The following is a 21,747-nucleotide window of genomic DNA, read 5'->3' on the forward strand; positions in this document are numbered from 1 at the left end:
ACCAATAAATTTGATTTATAATGAATTAAGCGCAATGTAAATGTATTTTTTTTGATACAAATCACTATATTAAACCCAAATCTTATTAACTATGAAAATTCTGTACATTAAAACTTCGTTATTATTAGTGTTTATGGCCAGCGCTAATATATTATTTGGGCAGGGAATAAAAGGCAAAATAACGGATGCCGCAAACGGCTCAACCATGCCTGGTGTAAGTGTTTCGGTTGTGGGCACTTCGCAAGGGGCCTCATCAAACGAAAAAGGCGAGTATTCGTTAAAACTATCGCAGGGCAGTTATCAGCTTAAAGTTTCCTTCATTGGCTACGAGACCCAAACCACCAGTGTAACCGTAACCAGCGGCACCCAAACACTTGATTTTAGCTTAAAACCTTTGAGCAACGCGCTTAATGAGGTGGCGGTGATCGGTTCCCGTTCCAAACCACGCACCAATATCGAATCGCCGGTACCGGTTGATGTGATCTCGGCTAAAGAGATGCGCAGTTTTCCGCAAACGGACATTACACAGGTATTAAATTATATAGCCCCCTCCTTCAGTTCCAACCGGCAAACGGTAGCCGATGGTACCGACCACATCGACCCGGCATCATTAAGAGGCCTTGGACCCGACCAGGTATTAGTACTGGTAAATGGCAAACGACGCCATACCACGGCTTTGGTTAATATTAATGGCACCTTTGGTCGTGGTACGGTTGGTACGGATATGAACTCTATACCACTCGCCGCTATTGACCATATCGAGGTGTTACGCGATGGTGCGGCAGCCCAATACGGTTCAGACGCCATTGCCGGGGTGATCAATATTGTATTGAAGAAAGTTACCCCGTTGGTCATATCTAACAGTTACGGGCAATCTGCCACATCAACAAACGGAAATACTTATACCGATGGTAAAACCTACCAGATAGACGGCAGCAAGGGCTGGGACCTGAACGGAAAAGGCTTTGTAAACATCGCGGCCCAGTATTTGGATCGCGGCGCAACCAACCGCGGCGGTTTGGATACCCACCCGCTGATCTATTCGGCATTGCCTACTAAGGGAGCCAATGAATCAGAAGCCGATTTTGAGACCCGTTTTGCCGGCATCAAAGCCGCAGATGACGCCAAAGCAAAAGCCGATGGTTTCAAGCGTGATAATATGATGGTTGGTAACTCCCACTCCAAGAATTTCGGAAGTTTTGGTAATGCCCAGTACAGTGTGGCTGATTGGGCTACCGTTTATCTGGCAACCGGCTATACACATAAAACCGGCTCGGCCGCAGGATTTATTCGGCTGCCTAACCAGTTTACCCAGATCGACGCCACTATTTATCCTGATGGTTTCTTACCTTTTATCAATACTTCTATCAATGATATCTCCGCAAGTGGTGGTGTTAAAGGAAAAATCAGCGACTGGACCTACGACCTGAGCAATACCTTTGGCGAAAATAACCTGAGCTACACCATTGATCATACCCTGAATGCATCGTTGCCGATAGGTACAAGTCCGACCTCTTTTAAGGCCGGCGAGCTCATCTTTAAGCAAAACACGGTTAATCTTGATGTTTCGCGCAAGTATGATTTTACGGGTTTCCTTACTTCGTTGAACATGGCGTATGGTGCTGAATACCGCATTGATAACTACGAAATAAAACCCGGCGAAGAGCTTTCCTATTCTTATGGTCAGCCCTCACAAAATATCCCTGGTAGAGTAGTAGGCACCACACCTGCCGCGGCAGGCTCGCAGGTATTTCCTGGTTTTAAACCCAGCAATGCTATTGATAAATCAAGAAATAACCAGAGTTTATATGCCGATTACGAGGCTGAATTTGGCCCGCGCGTATTGTTAGAAGCTGCTGGTCGTTATGAGCATTTCAGCGATTTTGGGTCAAACTTCTCCTATAAATTTACGGGTAAAGTAAAAGTGATTGATCAACTGGCTATCCGCGGGGCGATCGCGACAGGTTTCAGGGCGCCATCATTAGCTCAACGGTATTTTAACAATGAGAGCACGCAGTTTGTAAGCGGCAACCCTACCCAGGTATTAACCGTTAATAACGATAACCCCATTGTGAGGAAGTTTGGTGTAGGATCATTAAAGCCGGAGAAATCAAAATCATATAGCTTGGGCCTGGCCGGTAAGATTGCATCCTCATTTACATTTACCATAGATGCTTACCAGATAGATATCAAAGACCGTATCGTGTTTTCGAGCCAGTTTACCCGGGCTATTCCCGCAGTGGCCGACATATTGAATACGGTTGATCCCAACGGCCAGATCAACAGCGTACAGTTTTTCACCAATGCCATCTCTACCCGTACCAAAGGGCTGGACATTGTATTGGCCGACAGGATCAGTATCAATTCTGCAAGTAGTTTAACGCTTTCCGCAGCGGCTAATTTTAACCAGACTAAGGTACGCTCGATACAGGGATCCGACATTATAGAAGGCAGCGCTGCATTAAAAGCCAAACTGTTCGACCGTACAGAACGTTCACGTTTTGAATCATCAGTACCGGCCAGCAAGATCAATCTGAGCGCCTTGTACAACATCAAAAAGTTCGACTTTTCGCTAAGGTCGGTTTATTTTGGCAAGGTGACCTACCTCAACCCGGTTGATCCTACTATTCCGGCCAACAACCTGCCGCTGGAGCTCGATCAAACTTACTCAGGCAAATGGGTAACCGATCTGGCAATAAGTTATAAGGTGATCAAGCAATTGGGCGTTACCATCAGTGCCAGCAACCTGTTCGATGTATACCCGGATAAAAACTACATGGATCCACGCAACAATGTAAATAACCTGAGCGGCAACCCAGCTAACAACTACACCACCAACCGCGATAATACTTCAAACGGTCACTTTGTGTATAGCCGTGCGGTGTCGCAATTTGGGTTTAACGGAAGATTCTTATCAGGAAAGATTGTTTATACTTTTTAAGGATTAAAGACACATAAGAGAGACGCAAATATGCGTCTCTACAAGAAAGAAAAAGAGGCTGTATCATAAATCATGATCAGCCTCTTTTTTCTTTGATCTATCCGGATACTCCATTACGAATTGATGTATAGTCCTGGGTTGGATTGACTCAATTAACAAAAAAGTGGGTTTACATGGTTTACACTTTTTATGGTTTACATTGATTTATATATTTGATAATCAATTAATTATTTATTTTTTTTCAAAAAAAGTGTAAACCCACTTTTGTACACATATTATCTACCTCCCTCTGCCGGTTAAGTTTTTGATCAACTCAGTTTCTTCAGTTTTGTAAGGCGAGCCATCCTTGCGGAAAATATCATGAAACCACAGTTTCGGTTCGCTGCCATCAGGTACAGGGGTGTCCCAGGCATAAATGGTATTAGTTTTACCCGATACAAAACCCCAGTTAATAGCGCCTACGTTCTCTTTCTTTAGCATCGGCAATACCGTGCTGAACAAACTATTGCGCGGGCGTGCCATGTATTCGGTACAGATCAAGGGGCGCCCGATCATTTTCAGGAACTGAACCGTTTTTAAATGATCACCCTCGGGTGAATAATCATGATAAGTGATTACATCTGAATTGGCTATCTGGTACTGGTTCAGGGTTTCTAAATTCCAACTCCATACCCCGGCACTTACCGGCTGACTTGGGTTTACTGCCCTTGCCCATCTAAAAACTGATTTTAACAAGGGTAAGGACTTATCGCCTTTACCCGAGTTACCGGGCTCGTTATACAGATCCCACAGCAATATGCGTTTATCAGTGGCAAAGCGCTTCAGTACATCTTTAACATATTTTTCGAGCTCAGGAAAATTGGCGGCATTTTCAGAAGCCGGCTGACCAGGATCCTGCATCCAGCCCGAATTATGGATACCCGGTTTGGGCTCGGGTTGCTTCCCTGTTTTGGGTTCCTTGTTCCAGCAATCATCAAAAAACACAAACATGGTTTGGATGCCGTGTTTACTGGATATAGCCAGGTATTGATCAACCCGTTTTTTAAACCCTTCGGGATCCTGCTGCCAGGCCAGGTGGTGCAAAAACACACGCATTACATTCATGCCTATACCCTGCGCATAACCCAACTCTTTATCTATCGTATTAGGATCGAAGGTATCGGCCTGCCACATCTCTAATTGGTTGATAGCCGTGCTGGGTATAAAATCGCTACCCACCAACCATTGATGTTTGGCATACCACATTTTTGCCTTTTGCGCCGACCATACGGGTGCTTGCGCTTTTTGTTGTGCCGATGCCATCGCACTAAACAGGACGAGGAATGCGATGACCAGTAATTTTAGTTTATTTTGCATATGTAATATGGTTATTTAATAAGTTATTTTTTATTGACTAAATGTCCCTTTATCATCCAGATGGCTGTATAACTGTTATAAGCATCGGTTGAGCTGAGGGCTATGATGGTACCATCTTGAAGTACGCACAATGAATTCCACAAGCCGTGTTTATTTAGCGGAACATTAAAAGGTGTGGCCGTATTTACAAAGTCCTCGCCCTTACTATTACCTACCGCTACCTGCATGCAGGCCAACTCCCAGTTGCCGCTCCTGCCAAAGGTGCTTTGATACGATAATATGGTTTGTCCGCCTGGCAATTGACGTAAGTATGGCGCGCCGGCATAAACAGTATCCGGGAGTTTAGGTGTTAGTGCATAAGTGCGTTCAGGATCATTGGCGCCCACCGTTTTTTGCCAGTTTTGGCTAAAACTATTACGAATGATAGACGGCTTAAACTGCCCGCCGGCATTGTCTTCAATGGAAAACAAGATCTCCTTTGTTCCTTTTAGGATAATGGGTATGGGCATGCCATCGCGATGACCCGGTGTAAAAGAAACTATTTCGGGCTTTGTAGTCCATGTTAACCCATCATCATACGATCTAAAAATGGATATATTTTGCTCGTTGGAGTGGGTATAAACCCCTTCGTTAGAGAAGTATAACTGTATTTCGCCGTTGGGTAGCTGTATTTGTGATGGTTCCCAGCAGCCATCTTCAAACTGATAGCTTGCTTCATATATCAACCGTTCATCGCGCCATGTTTTGCCCTGGTCATAGCTCTTTTTGGTTCTGATGGCAAAATGATTAGTGGTATCCCAACTGCTATTTATTTTATGAGGCCGGGGATTATAGGATACCAGCAGGGAACGATCCCTCAGCTCCAGGATGTCGGGCACAGCCATATTTATGCCAGCAACTGCAGAAGCTATAATCACAGGTTTAAGCCAGGTTTTGCCCAGATCATGGCTTTGGGTACACTCGATACCGCCTCCGCTTTCATACACGCATAACAGACTGCCATTATGTAGCTGCATCATACGGGCATAGTTAGCATCTCTGTTTCCGGATAGTGGCGCGATCTGTTTTAGTGATGATTGATCCCACACGATGGCTGCCTGCCCCATCGACATCAACGGTACAAACAGAAGAATAAACCAGGTAAACGTTTGTTTCATGATCATTATTTAATATCGTCAAGCCAAAAGTTAAATGGTTTATCTCTGTCGCAAACAAGTGTACCGTTACTAAATTCCAGCTCGGCGGCATGTATAGAAGTTCGCTTGGTAGAATAGGAATATGCGCCATCCTTATCTAAACCGCCATCATCCTGATGCGTTTTGCGACCTGGGTGAGTAAAGTAAATAATATAGGCATGATCATTAGATATAACCACATCGGCATGGGCTCCTGTGGGAGTATCCTCCTTGCGATGACCTGGCGTGTCCAGTACCAGTCCCTGACGCTCCCAGGTTTTGGCGTCATTAGAACGATAAACCCGCTGACCGTGCCATTCATCAGTGATCATCCAGTAATAATTTCTGAACCTGAATATTTTTGGACCTTCATGCGCCTTACCATCAATGGCCGGCTTATCAGCAACTTTCCAGTTGATCAGGTCGTTACTTTCGGCAGTCATGGTGATGCTACCCAGTTTCTGATCCTTGTACCACATGTGCCATTTGCCATCGGGCAGTTTGATGAGTGTTGGGTCGATGATGTTATGATCGGGTAGATTTAATGGCCCTACATATTTCCAGTCCCACAGGTTTTTGCTGGTATAATGTACCAGGTGCGAATCGCCGCCCCATTGACTGTAAACCCCGCGGATGTAAACCACAAACATGTGATAAATACCCTTTTCATAAATAATATCAGGTGCCCAAAAGGTATTCTGCCCCTGTTCAAATTCAAGCTTCAGCGCGCCTTTGTAAACCCAGGTATGACCGTGATCTTTAGAAGTGGCAACCCCTATTGCGGAGCCATAACAATATGCCACACCCTGCGACTGAACATTGGCCCTGCGCTGAGTATACATCATTGTCCATTCTTTTTCGGCATGGTTATAAGCCAGTACCGGATCAGCCGCACCGTCATAGATCGGGTCACGATAAAGCGGCGATGGCGGCTGATGTGTTATAGATACTGAATTTTGAGCCTTAAGTTGTGCTACAGACAGCAAAACCAGGGCTAATAATGTTATAAAACCTTTCAATTTCATTAATCTATATTCAATTAATTACTCCACAACCGGGAATGAGGAAATCCTTAACCTTGCCCCTCCCATGGGTACCAATGTAAGCTCCGACACCGGCTTATCCGTTTTTACAGGGCTTTGGGGCAATACACCACAAAGGCCATATTGATCGATAGTCCAGCCGGGAATTTGTTTGCCTTTTGCTTTGAGTTCAATTGGTGTGTTGGTATTGGTAAAAGGGTTATCGTCCTTTGGCCAGCTGCGGTGGATGATCTCGATAGATTTTTCCGGATGCTGCTCGTCTATCACTAAGCCATAGTTCCAGGCAGATGCCGGGTGAATTTCATACGAGGGCCATTTCTGCGGATCGGCAGTAGCTTGCCAGTGCGAATCGCCTTGGGTTGATTTACGACCGTCTTGCTTGGTGTATTGTTCTTCAATTTTTAGCGAAAAAGTAAGCGGACCGTAATTTACGCTCACACTATTCTTATTGGCTGCCCACTGACGCACTTTCAATTGCATGGGTAAATGCAGGGTTATTTTATCACCATTTTTCCAGGTTTTGGCCAGCTTTATATAATCGCCTGTACTGGTATTTACGGGTACAGCGACACCATTTACTTTTACAGTTGCTCCCCTACACCATTCGGGAATGCGCAGATAAAGTGGAAAGTTTACAGATTTTGCTGTATTCACAGTAAAGTTTACATGGTCTTCAAAAGGATATTTAGTAGTCTCTGTGAGATTGACCTGTGTACCAGTACCTACTTTGACATTTACCTGTCCTTGTGTGTACAACTGTACGGCCAGGCCATTATCCGGTGTAGCCATCCAGCTGTTCTCCGCATAGTAAACCCAACCGGCGGCGTGGTTATGCTGGCAGCAGCGGCTACTGAAGGGGTTCATCATTAAAAACGGGCCTTCGTTGGAGATACCAGGGTGATGGTCTTTACTGTCACTTACCACCATATTGGGAGCGGTTAGGTAACGCAGCGAACGGTAGTCGGGCATAAAAGCAGCGGAGAAAGTATTGAAAGCTACATCTTCACAGTTCTCGGCCCAAAAAGTATCGCCGGTTGAGCCCAGCAGCATTTGGTCTGATGTCATTTGCTCCACCATACCGCAGGTTTCAACAGCCTGGCGTGGATCGTCATAGCCTTTACGGGCATTTTCATCAGCGCCAAACATGCCGCCCGGTACCTGTCCGTAGATGGTGCGGATGAGTTTAAAATCGTTGTAAGTAGCAGCCAGGTCTTTTGGATCGTGGCTTTGCAGGTAATAGGTAGCCGGTTCGCGGAAACACTGGGCCACATTTACATTATGCCAGTTGGGTAGGTTGTTGACCTGGCGCCAGTTGGCGGTATTCCTGTCAAGTTTGGTTGCCAAGTCAAGTAAGAACTTATCTCCGGTACGGTTATACAGCCAGTACACACTGAGCATATTATCACCTCCGCGGCTATTTTCCCAATAATCCTCTAAAAAATGATCATCGGGTATAGATAACTCGTATTTAAAATATTTGGTCATGAATGGGATAACCCGTGGATCTTTACTGTATTCATAATACGATTGCAGGCACCACAGCATCGGCATGTTCGTCCACAGATCACGATTGCCCTTGTTCATCCGGGCCGGACCGAAATCACCGTTATCCCGCTGATTATTCAGTACCGCATCTATCCAGAACTTAGCCTCGGTAATCATTTTCTGATCCTTCAGCATATAGCCGATATCGGCATAGCCTTTCAACCAGTACGGCAATTCCTCCCAACCGTATTCGCCTTTACCCTCTTTGTTCAGCCAGGCATTGTTGGTTTTGGAGAGCCAGATGCTGATCTCGCCCAGGTTGCCGGTCAAACCATCACGCTGCAGTTCCAACGCCTTCTTAAGCCAGCCCCCCGCTTTGATACTACCCACAGGCAACTTGGTAAAATATTGCTTTTGTAATGGCGCGCGGTTATTAATATAAAAAGCATTGGCCTGCCCGTTATCAACCTTGCTTACGGTCGTAGCTTTCATGCCTGTTTGGGCAGTTGCCGCGACACCCGAACATACCAGAATTGTGCTGAGATAAAGTCCTTTTTTAACAGCGGTTATTTTGTCTTTAAAGTGCATAATCAGCATTGTTTATTTTACTAAAGATGGATCGTATAGTTTACTATTTACCTTTTGTAGCGATTCAACCGGCATTTTGATCACCTTACGATCGTAGGTCATAAAGCCGTTCACTTCACCTTCCACGTCGGTGGTTTGGGTGTATACAGCCGCCGAAAGACCTAATTTGATCAACTCCTGTAGCTTATCGGTAAACGTGGCATATCTTTTAAACAGGTCGTCGCCATTTTTAAAGTTTTGATAGCCCCAGTTTTTGTTAGCCTGCCAGGTATGGCCTTCTACCGGCCAGCCTAAACCACCAAATTCGCCCAATACTACAGCCTGCGTTTTGCCAAATATCTCGGCGCGTGGCATAGCCGGGTGAGGATAGTTATGCAGATCGACAATATTTCCGGTGGCATAAAAATTACCACCACTGGCGCTATTAACCAGGCGCGATGGATCTTTTTTCATTGTCCACTCGGTGATCTCTACAGTTTTGAACTGGCCCCAGGCCTCGTTAAAGGGCGTCCAAACTACAATGCACGGGTAGTTGTATAAGGCGTTGATGATGGCATTCCATTCCTTACGATAATAACCTTCAGATTCGGGTGTGCGCTGCTGATCTGTTGCCCTGTCATAAACACCCGGGCGGTTTTCCCAATGATTACCTAAGTCGCCGCTGGGCATATCCTGCCAAAGCAGCATCCCGGTTTTATCACAATAAGCGTAGTAACGGGCGGGTTCAACTTTGATGTGCTTGCGGATCATGTTAAAGCCCATGGCTTTCAGCTTGTCAATATCAAAACTCATGGCCTCGTAAGTTGGCGGGGTGTACAAACCGTCGGGCCACCAGCCCTGGTCAAGCGGGCCGTATTCAAATACAAACTTGTTATTCAATAGCATACGCTGTACACCATTGGCATCGGCACCTAATGAGATTTTACGCATAGCGAAATAGCTTTTCACTTCATCAACCGGTTTATTGTTCCTGATAACCGCTACACGCAGATCATACAGGAAAGGATTTGTTGTCGACCATAGCTTTTCATTCTTAATATCCAGCACAGCGGTTGCACCGGCATCAACAATCTTTTCATCAACCTGTGTCTGGCCGTCCCATGCGCTGATCTTCAATTGATCACCGGGCTGGCTATTGGTAACTTCTGCGGAAACCGAGAGTGTATGATCGTCAATATTTGGTGTTTGTTTGGTAGCCTCAATATGCGTTTTGGCTACACCTTCCAACCAAACGGTTTGCCATATGCCGGTAACAGGTGTATACCAGATCCCCTCTGGCTTTTTAACCTGTTTGCCGCGCGGCTGCGGACCATCATCCGTTGGATCCCAAACGCTTACTTTAATTTCCTGCTTTGAGCCTCCTTTTAAATAAGGAGTAATATTGAAGGTAAAGGGGTCGTAACCACCTTCATGAATACCTGCACTTTTACCGTTCACAAATACTTCCGTGCGCCAGTCGACAGCGCCAAAGTGCAGTAAAATATCCTTTCCTTTAACGGCTTTATTGAGCGTGATACTTGTTTTATACCACAACATGCTATCCTTGCCTACTGTTTTTCCTACTCCCGATAATGCCGATTCAACAGCAAAAGGCACCAATATCTTTCCTTCATATCTTGCGGGGCCTGTTGTTGCTTTAGGTACTATAGCATAGTCCCACAGGCCATTCAGGTTTTGCCAGTTGGGGCGTACCAATTGTGGCCTTGGGTATTCCGGCAGGGGCGCTTTGGGGTCAACCTTTTCGGCCCAGGGCGTGGTGATTCGGTCTTTGATCAAATGCCAGTCGCTTTGCTGAGCGCTGGCCGATAGGGAAGCAGAAATTAAAAGAGATAAGCAAAAATTCAGTTTTTTCATCAGGGATGATGTGTAATGGTATATGGAATTAAGATTTATTTGATAAAGATAAGGGGCCATCACTATGTATGGCCCCTTTAAATTGTAATTAATAAGATACTTTAACTACCGGCGAAAATATCATATCCTCAACCCCTGCTATCCGGATACCTACACGGGCATAAACATAGTTTTGCGTTACCGGAAACGAAGGGATAGCCACATTTAAGGACACATTTGCCGGATCGGTAATGGCTCCACCATCCAGATCGGCTTCGGCAGCGTGGTCACCTGGCGATACAAACTGGGTTTTGTTCACAAATAAACTTACCGTTTGTATGTTTTTTGCAGAAGCATCTGTGATCACTTTTTCAATGCCAAAATTGGCCGTGATCTTACCACTGGCAGCCGCTATTTGCGCGTTCCTGATCATATAATAAGGAGTCACTTCGATGCTTACAGTTTGATCACCGTTAAGGGCGATGTTTAGTGTATCTCTTCCACCTGAGGCAAGCTCTTTCCATTGAAAAGGCCCCTGCCCGCCTGGGATAGTGAATTTGTAATTACCGTTGAAGGTTAATACGGAGTAGGTACCATCCTGATCAAATGTACCGCTGATCGGCGTGTTGCCTTTATAACCTGTTTGATAAAGCTGAAAAGGAACCTGGTTATACTCCACCCCAATGGGCGAACCCTTGTACATTAACTGCCCACTCAGTTTTACTGAAGGCGGTTTAACATTATCCAGCTTACAGCCCGCGGCCGAAAGCATGAGGATAAATAGGACTATGTGATGAAATTTGATTTTCATGATCTTTGAATTATAATAATTGACTTATTGATTTGGTTGTCTCTTAATTTTTGGATTGGCAGATATGATACCATCGTTAATTTGTGAATAGTAGTTACCCAGCCTGAAATTAAGAACACCCGTTACCGGTGATGGTAAAACCTCCCTGAATACCCATTTGCCATCATTTGGGCTACCCGGGCTATAATATTTATAAGGATATAGTCCCCATGGCTGCGTATTTCTTTTTGTTGCCGAGCTGATATTGCTGGTTAAGTCGGTTAAACTTTCCGGATTGCCGTCCCAAACTTTGGTGGCTATTCTCCAGCGTTTCATATCAAACAACACGTGCCCTTCAAATGAAAGCTCTGCACGGCGTTCGTGTACTATACGATCAAAGGTGATATCACCGGCCATAAGTGGTGTGGTTAAACCTGCACGGGCCCTTACCTGGTTCATATAAAGCGCGGCATCACTGGTTTGCCCTAATTCGAAGGCAGCTTCCGCAGCATTTAATAGAACCTCGGCATAACGGTAACGGATAAAGTTAACATCGCTCTGACGCCCCCTGCGACCTGATCCAGTTGCCGGATCCAGATACTTACGAACATAAAAGCCGGTTTGAGTACGGAGCGGCTCTCCAGTTGGTGTAGGACCATCTTTACCTACAACCTGTACCTGCGCAGAGCTACCTGGCAGCGCGGCATAGTGTGTAGCATCGTCGCTGCTGATGATGTTACCGTTAGATAACAAATAACCACCCCATATATCGATGTAAGCGGTTTTCCAGAAAAAGTGCGGTAGCATTACTGTACCTGCCAAACGGGCATCTCTGCCAGCGAACGGATCCTGCTGATCTGCATAATAGATCGGGTTTCCTGCCCCGTCTTTAGTAGCTATCGGTGCAAAGGTGTTATCCAGTTTTTCAAATGACTGTACCAGGTTTAAAGAAGGATCTAAACGGCCAGCATCTGAAGCCTCGTCTGATACAGAATAAGGCTGATCATTAGTAGTAAATGAATGTACTTTACCTGCAAGCGCCTTGAAATCTTCCACCCAAATTGATTCCTGGTTTACACTGCTTTTATCTAAAAATATAGCCGCAAAATTGTCGGACAGATTAGGCAGTACCTGGTATAATTTATATGACCCGGCAGAGCCGCTGATGATCTCTTTTGCCGCGGCCAGGGCTTTGGTATAGTAGCCTGAAGCCATGCTTGATGGTATACTTACCTCACCACCCGACAAAGAAACCTGCGGTGTTGTAGCGCCATATTTTGCTATAGATCCAGCATATAAGGCAGCTCTTGCTTCCATAGCCAGGGCAGCTGCTTTGGTTGCTCTTGATTTTTCGGTTGGATCAGAAGGTAACATCCCTTTGATCGCTTCGGCTTCGCTGATCACAAAATCATAGATATCAGATTCTTTGGAGCGTGGAAATTGTAAGCCAATTACATTACCGCTATTATCATAGGTAAGTGTTTGAGTGATCAATGGCACACCGCCCATTCTTTTAACCATTTCAAAGTAGTAACTGGCGCGTAAAAAACGTCCTTCGGCCAGGAAACGGCTTTTATCAGCGGCTAACAGCTTGGTGGAAGCGGTTACATTATCAATAAACAAGTTAAGATCGCGTACATACCCGTAGTCCCAGGTACCCCAGGTACCGTAGTCCCATGATCTGTTTTGAACAAAGCCATATTGTCCATTGTCTGAAGGGAATGATTCTCCAAAATCGGCAAAGGTTGTCCAACCGTTATCCAGACTCGAAAAGTCGAGCACCCGGTTATACAGATCGCCCAATACGGATAATACCAGCGCCGGATCTGAAAAAACCACATCGGTAGTAACCACCGATTTTGGCGGCACATTTAAAAAATCGCTATCTTTTTTGCATGATTCCGCGCTTATCAGTACCGAAATCATTGCTATTGTGAATATCTTTTTCATTGAATATTTTACTTAATGTTTTAATTAAAAGGTTAGGTTAACACCAAAGTTGTAAACCCTGCTTTGCGGCGTTTGCAAACCGTTATCGTCATTAACCTCCGGGTCAACTCCATATTGACGCAGGTTATCTATAGAAAACAGGTTGTATACGTTGGCGTAGAATCTCGCCCTTTTAATTTTCACCTTCGCTAACAGGTCTTTGGGTAATGAGTAACCTATTTCAATTGTCCTTGCCCGTAAATATTTCACATTATGTAACCAGAAAGTAGAGTTTGCAGAGTAGTCATAATGATTAGTGCCCACATTGTTCCGGTTCACCGGGTATTTACCAGACACCCAGGTACTGTTCACATCATTAGGGTTGCTCAGGTGCCAGCTATCCAGGAAAATGGTATTTAAGTTGCCATTATTCTGGAAAGCCCATCTTGATTCCCAGTTTTGGTTCCATGAATAACCGGAACCACCAGAAAAGTCGGCGTGAAAATCAAAACCTTTATAAGCCAAACCCAATGAAAAACCAAAATTCATGTTAGGTTGCGCACCCAGACCATAACCAATGGGGCGGGTATCGTTACCGTCAATTTTACCATCGCCATTTTGATCTTTATAGATCAAATCGCCGGGTAATACGGTGCTGTTACCTTTTCCGTCTTCATTTACTTTATAGGCATTGATCTGGTCGGCTGAGGTAAATTGCCCTATAACCTGGTATCCCCAGAAAATATTAGCGGTACGGTTATTTTGTGAGCGGAAATACTCATCCAAAGAGTTGCTAAAAGGAGTATCAGCAAAAATCCCTGTTTTTTTGCGGCTATAAGAGAAATTTCCGCCAATGTTGTAGCTTACTTCGCCAATTCTGTTGTTATAAGCCAGGGATATTTCAGCGCCGCGTTGCGAGTCGGTATTCTCATTGATGCCGGGTAAACCAAAGCCTACTTCTTGCGGCAGCACTACGCTATAATTGTTTCCAACAATGCCGGTACGTGATCTTTTAAAATACTCAATAGCACCGGTTAACCTGTTATTCAACATACTGAAATCGGCACCTACGTTAAATATTTTACTTTTCATCCAGGATACGTTAGTAACCGGGATACCTTTATTAATAGATGTAGAAACCGGGTTGCCATCCAATATAGCTACGTTGCCGGCAGCACCATTTGCGTAATTATAGCCGGACAGATAAGCATATGGAGTTACAATAGGTGTGTTTCCGCTCGCGTCATAAGGACTCCTGTCATCACCCAATACACCGTATGATGCTCTGAATTTTAAATCATTCAGGAAACTGTTATCACCCAGCAGTTTTTTCATAAAACCTTCATTGGTAATCCTCCATCCTACGGATACACCTGGGAAATAACCTACCCGGTGAGCCGGGTCAAACAGATAGGATGCATCCCGTCTGCCCAATGCTTCTAAATAATACCGGTTATCATAGTTATAATTTAAGCGGGCTACATAACCTATACGAGCCTCTGAATCGTCACTATCCTGATACTGATCCATGGTTGGGAAATAGATCAGGGGCAGATTGTTTGATATGGGGTTAGCATGCAGCCAGTTCCTCAAGTGCTCCTTGTGGATGCGTTCGTTAACCAACGTAGCGCCGATGGTGCTTTTACCAAACGTGTTATTATAGCTTAACTGAAGCTGGGTTGTGGTGCTAAGCTCTTTTCGTTGTTCACGCTCCCGCCATGGGTTGGTAACAGAATGGGTTATATCATAATTACCGGTTTGCTGATTGTAGGTATAGGCGTTGTAAGTATACTCGTGGTTGTTTAGTAACTCATCAGCATAGTAATACGAATAGTCATACTTTGCTGTAAGGCCCTTTATTCCAGGAATAATATACTCGGCCTCAAAATTGGTTTGCAATACCCGCCAGTCCTGGTGCCAAACGCCCGAAAGCTTATCATTTAAAAACGCATAGTTTGCTTCGGTATGCGGACCATTATCCCGCAAATAAGCCGGGTTGTCATTAGCGTAAGGCCTGTCTAAAGGGGTGTTTTCCAATATCCCCAGTTTTGCTAAAAAGTAGTCGTCACCGCCGGGAACACCTGGATTTTCACGTGTTTCTATCCTGCCGTTAATATTCATGCTCACCGAAAGACCGGCTGCTACCCTTGCCTTTACGTTTGATTGAATATTGGTACGCCTGAAAAGGTATTCAGCTCCAGCCGGTGAGTTTTGATATAAACTGGTTCCTGCCACATAGTAGGTCACCCGATCGTTTCCCCCGGTAAAATCGGCATGGAACGAATTTAGCGGCGCTCCGGAATTTGCCAAAACAAATGGTTTCCAGTTAAAGCTTTGGTATCCGGGATCGGTACCTGCTTTATACTTCGCCAGTTCGGCATCGGTTATAGATGTACTACCGTTGGTAATTACCTGTGCGGCGGCCAGGGCTTTCATATAATCATAGGAATTGGTCAATACGTTCGGAAACCTGTCCCATGATTGGAATCCCAGGTAAGAGTCGACATTGATACGACCTTCACCAGAACCTCTTTTTGTAGTTACCACTACAACGCCATTACCGGCACGTACACCATAAATAGCCGCCGATGCATCTTTCAATACAGAAATACTTTCCACATCATTGGGGGCCAGATTATTAAACTGCCCTTCATCCTGTTGGATCCCGTCAATTACATACAGTGGCGTACCCATATTACGGATCTGGACGCTGGCGCTGGCACCTGGTCGCCCTTCTGATTGTCTGAAGGTTACTCCAGGTATTTTGCCTGCTAAACCCGTACTAACGGTAGAACCGCCATGCACGCGTTCAATATCCTTACTGGTTATGCTGGATATAGCACCCGTTATAGAGGCTCTTTTTTGCGTGCCGTAGCCCGTTACTACCACTTCCTGAAGCGATGAATTATTTGATTTAAGACGGATAGCAATAACCGACCTGCCATTGATCGGGATCTCGGCGGATACAAAGCCAATATAACTCACAACCAAAATACTGTTAGCATCGGGAACATTGAGGGTAAATTTCCCTTTAATGTCGGTTGTTGTACCGGCCTGGGTTCCCTGCACGCGGATAGCAACACCAGTAAGCACTTCGCCCGTGGTATCCGCTACCGTACCGCTTACCCTGAACTTATTTTGCGCGGATGCGGAGAACGGGCTAAGCAGGTAAAACATAAAGAAAAAAGCAACTAATGCTAATTTGAGGCCCCATTTACTGGGCGGCCATTGCAAGCGGAAATACCCTACTTGTTTGAGTAGTAAAAATTTTCTCATAAATGATTTATTTAATTGGTTAAGTATTTGATTTAAAAATGTAGGTTTGACAGATTTAAATCATACTGTAAAGAAAAAGCATTTTAGCCCCCACCTATTAACCAAATCATATCAATTATTAGTCAAAACGTATCATTTTTTACCGCAACGAAAACGCTTGCCGAGAATGGTTATATTTGCTTATTGAACGATTTTGAAACCTGTATTTTTAGCTTCTTTATTATTACTCCTGTCATTTAATATCTGCTGTGCACAATCGTACTATTTCAGGCATTACCAGGTAGAACAGGGGTTGTCAAACAATACCGTTTACTGCATTGCGCAGGACAAGCGCGGCTTCCTATGGCTTGGAACCAAGGACGGCCTCAACCGCTTTGACGGCTACACTTTTAAAACTTTCAGACACGAGGCAAAGGATCTAAAAAGCATTTCGGGCAATATGGTGCATACCCTTTGCCTGGATAAAGATGGCAGCTTTTGGGTAGGTACCGACCACGGACTTGACAAATACAACCCTCAAACAGAAAGCTTTATACATCTTACCTCAAACAATAACGCCATCAGGTACATGGTCAGCGATCAGTTTTATAACTGTTGGTTTGTTTCCCGGTCAGCATTGATGAAGTATGATAAAAGGACCGGAAAGATAATCGATTACAAACCATTTCAACATTTTGACGCTACCTCTGTGGCCATAAATGAGTCTGGCGATGTTTGGGTATCATCCACATCTGGCAGCTTAGAGAAACTGGATACCGTAAAATACTCCTTCAGCAGTTATAGCGTATTTAAAAACTCCAAACCCGTCGCTTCAAAATTTATTGAAAAAATATATAGCTCAGATAACAAAATATTCATCGGCACCACCAACCAGGGTATTAAAGAGTTTGATTCTTCTAACGGCACATACCGCGATCTGCTGACCTATAACCCGAATAATACCGAAATATATGTACGCGATTTTGTAAAATATAACGACCATGAATTCTGGATAGCTACCGAATCGGGCATATTCATTTATGACGTACAAAAGGGCACATTCACTAACCTGAAAAAACAGTTTAATGACCCCTACTCCATATCTGATAATGCTGTTTACACGGTTTACAAAGATTCTGAAGGTGGCCTTTGGGCCGGAACCTATTTTGGCGGTGTAAATTATTATCCAAAGCAGTACTCCGCATTTAATAAATTCTATCCGGGATCCGACGAAACCGGTTTGCAGGGCAATGTAGTACGCGAGATATGTAAAGACCAATATGGCAACCTGTGGATGGGCACCGAAGATAATGGACTGAACAAACTCGGCCCGGATAAACATACCTGGACACATTACTATCCCGGTGGTAAAAACACCATTTCAAACACCAATATACACGGCTTAATGGCTAATGGTAATGAATTGTTCATTGGTACATTGGAGCGCGGATTAAATATCCTGGATATTCCCAGCGGTAAAGTGGTTAGATATTACCTGGCAGGCAACGCTAAAAACATGTTGAAAAGTAATTTCATCATTACTTTTTGTAAAACACGTTCGGGACTTATCCTGGTGGGCACAACACAGGGACTTTACAGATACAACACTACGACCAAAGATTTTACGCAGATCACCGGTGTACCAACACATGACTTTATTTATAGCATTACCGAAGATCACAACGGAAAGATCTGGGTAGGTACGGTACATGACGGTGTCTATTTTTACGATCCTGACAAAAATTCGGGTTACAAGTTAAAAGACACACATGGCATAACCAATGCCCTGGATAACAGTACGGTCAACGGCATTTTTGAAGACAGCGATCATCAGCTTTGGTTCGCGACAGAAGGCCTGGGTTTGTGGAACTATAACCTTGAGCAAAAAACCTTTCAATTTTACGATCTCAGCAACGGCTTCCCAAGTAATTATGTCTTCCGGATATTGGAAGATGATCATAAAAACCTGTGGGTAAGCACCACCCGCGGATTGGTATGTTTAAATATTCCCACTAAAAGTATCAAGATATATACCAAAGCCAGCGGTTTGTTGAGCGATCAGTTTAACTATAACTCTGCCTTTAAAGATGCCGATGGTACCATGTATTTTGGCTGCGTAAAGGGTATGGTTAGTTTTAATCCGTCGCAATTTAAAAAGAACGATTTTGTTGCGCCGGTTTATATCACCGGGATACAGGTACATAACCAGGAGATCTCTGTTAATGGCAGCGATTCCTTGCTCCACCGGTCAATCATCTGCACCAAACAGCTCAGCCTGAACCATAACCAATCGTCATTCAGTATTGATTTCGCGGCATTGAGTTATCCCTCGCCCGAGATGACCCAGTATAAATACATAATGAAGGGTCTTGATAAGGGCTGGACTTTCTTAAAAACCAACCGCAAAGTATATTTTACCCAATTACAGCCTGGTCATTACACCTTTATTGTTAAAGCAGCCAATAATAACGGTCAATGGTTATCCAAAGAAACAAGGCTCGATATCACCATAACCCCTCCTTTCTGGGAAAGTATCTGGGCTTATATCGCTTATATGTTATTGATACTGCTTGCCATGTATTATATACTAAGACAATACCATATTAAGACCCGCGACAAGAATAAACGGCTTATCGAGATCCTGGAAAACGATAAAGAAAAGCAGATCTATAATGCCAAAATAGAGTTTTTCACCAATGTGGCCCATGAGATACGTACTCCGCTTACCTTGATAAAAGGTCCGATGGAAAAGGTGATCAAAAAAGCGGGCAGCGTTCCGGAGATACAGCACAACCTGCAGATCATGGAAAAAAACACCAATCGCTTGTTGGAATTAACTAATCAACTGCTTGATTTCAGGAAAACCGAAACCAATGGTTTTAGTCTCAGCTTTGTTAAAACGGATATCACCGAATTGCTTGCCGATACCTTTTTAAGGTTCAAACCCATGGCCGAACAGAAAAATATTCATTACGAATTTAAGCATCCACCCAAAAACTTGTACGCATATGTGGATATTGAGGCTTTCACCAAAATTATCAGCAACCTCATCAACAATGCTATCAAGTATGGCCGCTCGGTGGTTGAGGTAGAATTGCTGGAGCTTCAACCTGATGAGGGTACCTTTTCTATTGAGATCAGGAATAACGGGCACATCGTTCCTTACGAAATGCGCGAGAAAATATTTGAACCTTTCTTCCGTCTCAAAGAGTCTGAAAAACAGATTGGTACCGGCATCGGGCTCTCCCTTTCACGCTCCCTCACCGGGCTGCATAAAGGAGTATTGGTGCTTAGCAAACCTATTGATGATCTGAATACCTTTCTGTTAACCCTACCGGTACACCAGGACGAGGAATTTGATCTGTACAATATACCCGACGATTATGAACTGACTGATAAAACCAAAGAGGAGGATCTTGACTTTATGAAACCAATTATACTTTTAGTGGATGACAACCCCGAAATACTCGATTTTATTTCGGATGACCTGAGCGAAAAATATTCGGTCATTAAAGCCTTGAACGGTCAGGAAGCGCTGGATATGATCGACATTGAGAACATACAGCTCATCATCAGCGATGTGATGATGCCGGTAATGGATGGCTTTGAGCTGTGCAAAAAAATCAAGACCAACTTTGACCATAGCCATATCCCCATTATACTGCTTACGGCCAAAAACACCCTGCAAAGCAAGATAGAAGGACTTGAAGTAGGTGCTGATGCCTATATCGAAAAGCCCTTTTCGCCTGAGCATTTGCAGGTGCAGATAGCCAACCTGTTGATTAACCGTAACAAGATAAGGGAGCACTTTGCCAGTTCGCCATTGGCCGGTATCAATACTATGGCTTACTCTAAACCTGATGAAAGCTTCCTGGATAGGCTAAACGCAGCCATCATCAAAAACATCCAAAATCCCGAGCTTGATGTAGAACAAATTGCCAGCTTAATGAACATGAGCAAACCTACCCTATATCGTAAAGTAAAAGCCATATCCAACCTTACCATTAACGAGTTGATCAACATTACCCGGCTAAAAGCTGCCGCCAAACTACTGGAAGACGGCGATTATAAGATCTATGAAGTGGCAGCCATGGTGGGTTACAGTTCACAGTCGCATCTGGGACGTAACTTCCTGAAACAGTTTGGCACTACCCCTACCGAGTATCAGCAAAACAAAAAAAACCTCAAAACCCGACCGGTTAATTAAACATCCCATACCTCTATAGATGAAAAACTTATCCCTTACTTTTTGCCTTTTCATACTCAGCACCATTGCCTGCATGGCTCAGCGCACTTTTACCAATCCATTGCTGCCATCAGGTGCCGATCCATGGGTTATTTACCACAATGGTTATTATTACTATACCAACTCAACCGGTAGCAACCTGGTGATCTGGAAAACTAAACGGATAACCGATTTGAACAAAGCGGAGAAAAAAGTGATCTGGACACCGCCCGTGAGTACAACACATTCCAAAGAACTATGGGCTCCCGAACTCCATTTTTTGCAGGGTAAATGGTACATGTATTTCGCTGCCGATGACGGCGATAACAACAACCACCGTTTATATGTACTCGAAAATGCCTCTGCCGACCCGCTACAGGGTGAATGGACATTTAAAGGGCAAGTTGGCGACAGCACCAACAAGTGGGCCATTGATGTTTCCGTATTTGAGAACAAGGGCCAGCTTTACCTGATATGGGCCGGCTGGGAAGGTGATACAAACGGTCAACAGAACATTTATATCGCCAAAATGAAAGATCCCTGCACTATAAGCAGTCAACGGGTTAAGATATCAAGCCCCGAGTATCCGTGGGAAAAATATGGCGACCTGCACGACGACAAAAACCCGGCCCATGTCAACGTGAATGAGGGCCCCGAGATACTGAAACATGGTAACAAACTGTTCCTGATATACTCGGCAAGCGGTTGCTGGACAGATTATTATGCTTTGGGAATGCTCAGCTCCACTACCAGCAGCAATTTGCTCGATGCAGCCTCCTGGAAGAAATCGCCAGAACCGATTTTTAAACAATCGCCGGAGAATGGGGTTTATGCGCCAGGGCACAATTCATTTTTTAAATCACCAAATGGTAAGGAAGACTGGATCCTGTACCATGCCAATTCCAAACCGGGCCAGGGTTGCGGACACGACCGCTCGCCACGGGCGCAAAAATTCACCTGGAATAAAGATGGTTCGCCAAATTTTGGTGTGCCCCTGAAAGCGGGAGAACCCCTACCGGTACCGGCAGAGTAAAACTTTTTAAACCTTGAATTTTAACAAATTTCGACCCGAAAATGGCATAAAAATAGGCAAAAACTCATTCAAAAACATCGATTTTAACACTTTT

The 21,747-nt window shown here is 44.4% G+C and carries 11 protein-coding genes; 3 read left to right on the forward strand and 8 right to left on the reverse strand.

What is annotated here, in order from left to right:
- Positions 1-91 precede the first annotated feature (91 nt).
- Positions 92-2,941 carry a TonB-dependent receptor gene (locus tag AC57BQ_RS10610; RefSeq protein WP_496406255.1) on the forward strand — a complete coding sequence of 950 codons (2,850 nt, stop codon included), beginning with the start codon at positions 92-94 and terminating at the stop codon, positions 2,939-2,941.
- Between the two features lie 279 nt (positions 2,942-3,220).
- On the opposite strand, the gene AC57BQ_RS10615 is transcribed toward AC57BQ_RS10610, so the two are convergent.
- From AC57BQ_RS10615 to AC57BQ_RS10650, 8 genes are all read right to left on the reverse strand, one after another.
- Positions 3,221-4,297, reverse strand: coding sequence for a cellulase family glycosylhydrolase (locus AC57BQ_RS10615; RefSeq protein ID WP_496406256.1), 1,077 nt, complete (start codon positions 4,295-4,297; stop codon positions 3,221-3,223).
- A 23-nt stretch (positions 4,298-4,320) separates the two neighbouring features.
- Positions 4,321-5,454: a sialidase family protein gene (locus tag AC57BQ_RS10620; protein WP_496406257.1), complete on the reverse strand. Its 1,134-nt coding sequence runs from the start codon at positions 5,452-5,454 to the stop codon at positions 4,321-4,323.
- Positions 5,455-5,459: 5 nt separating this feature from the next.
- Entirely contained in the window at positions 5,460-6,497 is a 1,038-nt protein-coding gene (locus AC57BQ_RS10625) for a family 43 glycosylhydrolase (protein ID WP_496406258.1), read from the reverse strand.
- 18 nt (positions 6,498-6,515) lie between these two features.
- Positions 6,516-8,588 carry a beta-L-arabinofuranosidase domain-containing protein gene (locus tag AC57BQ_RS10630; protein ID WP_496406259.1) on the reverse strand — a complete coding sequence of 691 codons (2,073 nt, stop codon included), beginning with the start codon at positions 8,586-8,588 and terminating at the stop codon, positions 6,516-6,518.
- Between the two features lie 12 nt (positions 8,589-8,600).
- Positions 8,601-10,442 (reverse strand): glycoside hydrolase family 2 protein, encoded by a 1,842-nt coding sequence (locus AC57BQ_RS10635; protein WP_496406260.1) that lies wholly within the window; start codon positions 10,440-10,442, stop codon positions 8,601-8,603.
- Between the two features lie 88 nt (positions 10,443-10,530).
- Complete coding sequence (locus AC57BQ_RS10640; protein WP_496406261.1) at positions 10,531-11,232, reverse strand: DUF3823 domain-containing protein; 702 nt, start codon at positions 11,230-11,232, stop codon at positions 10,531-10,533.
- A 24-nt stretch (positions 11,233-11,256) separates the two neighbouring features.
- Entirely contained in the window at positions 11,257-13,161 is a 1,905-nt protein-coding gene (locus tag AC57BQ_RS10645; RefSeq protein WP_496406262.1) for a RagB/SusD family nutrient uptake outer membrane protein, read from the reverse strand.
- Positions 13,162-13,185: 24 nt separating this feature from the next.
- Complete coding sequence (locus AC57BQ_RS10650) at positions 13,186-16,416, reverse strand: SusC/RagA family TonB-linked outer membrane protein (protein ID WP_496406263.1); 3,231 nt, start codon at positions 16,414-16,416, stop codon at positions 13,186-13,188.
- A gap of 193 nt (positions 16,417-16,609) precedes the next feature.
- Here AC57BQ_RS10650 and AC57BQ_RS10655 point away from each other — a divergent pair, with 193 nt between their 5' ends.
- Complete coding sequence (locus tag AC57BQ_RS10655; RefSeq protein ID WP_496406264.1) at positions 16,610-20,602, forward strand: hybrid sensor histidine kinase/response regulator transcription factor; 3,993 nt, start codon at positions 16,610-16,612, stop codon at positions 20,600-20,602.
- A gap of 19 nt (positions 20,603-20,621) precedes the next feature.
- Positions 20,622-21,653: a glycoside hydrolase family 43 protein gene (locus AC57BQ_RS10660; protein WP_496406265.1), complete on the forward strand. Its 1,032-nt coding sequence runs from the start codon at positions 20,622-20,624 to the stop codon at positions 21,651-21,653.
- Positions 21,654-21,747: the final 94 nt, after the last annotated feature.

The sequence above is a fragment of the Mucilaginibacter sp. BGA-UO-ETr-C110 genome (genome assembly GCF_059567985.1).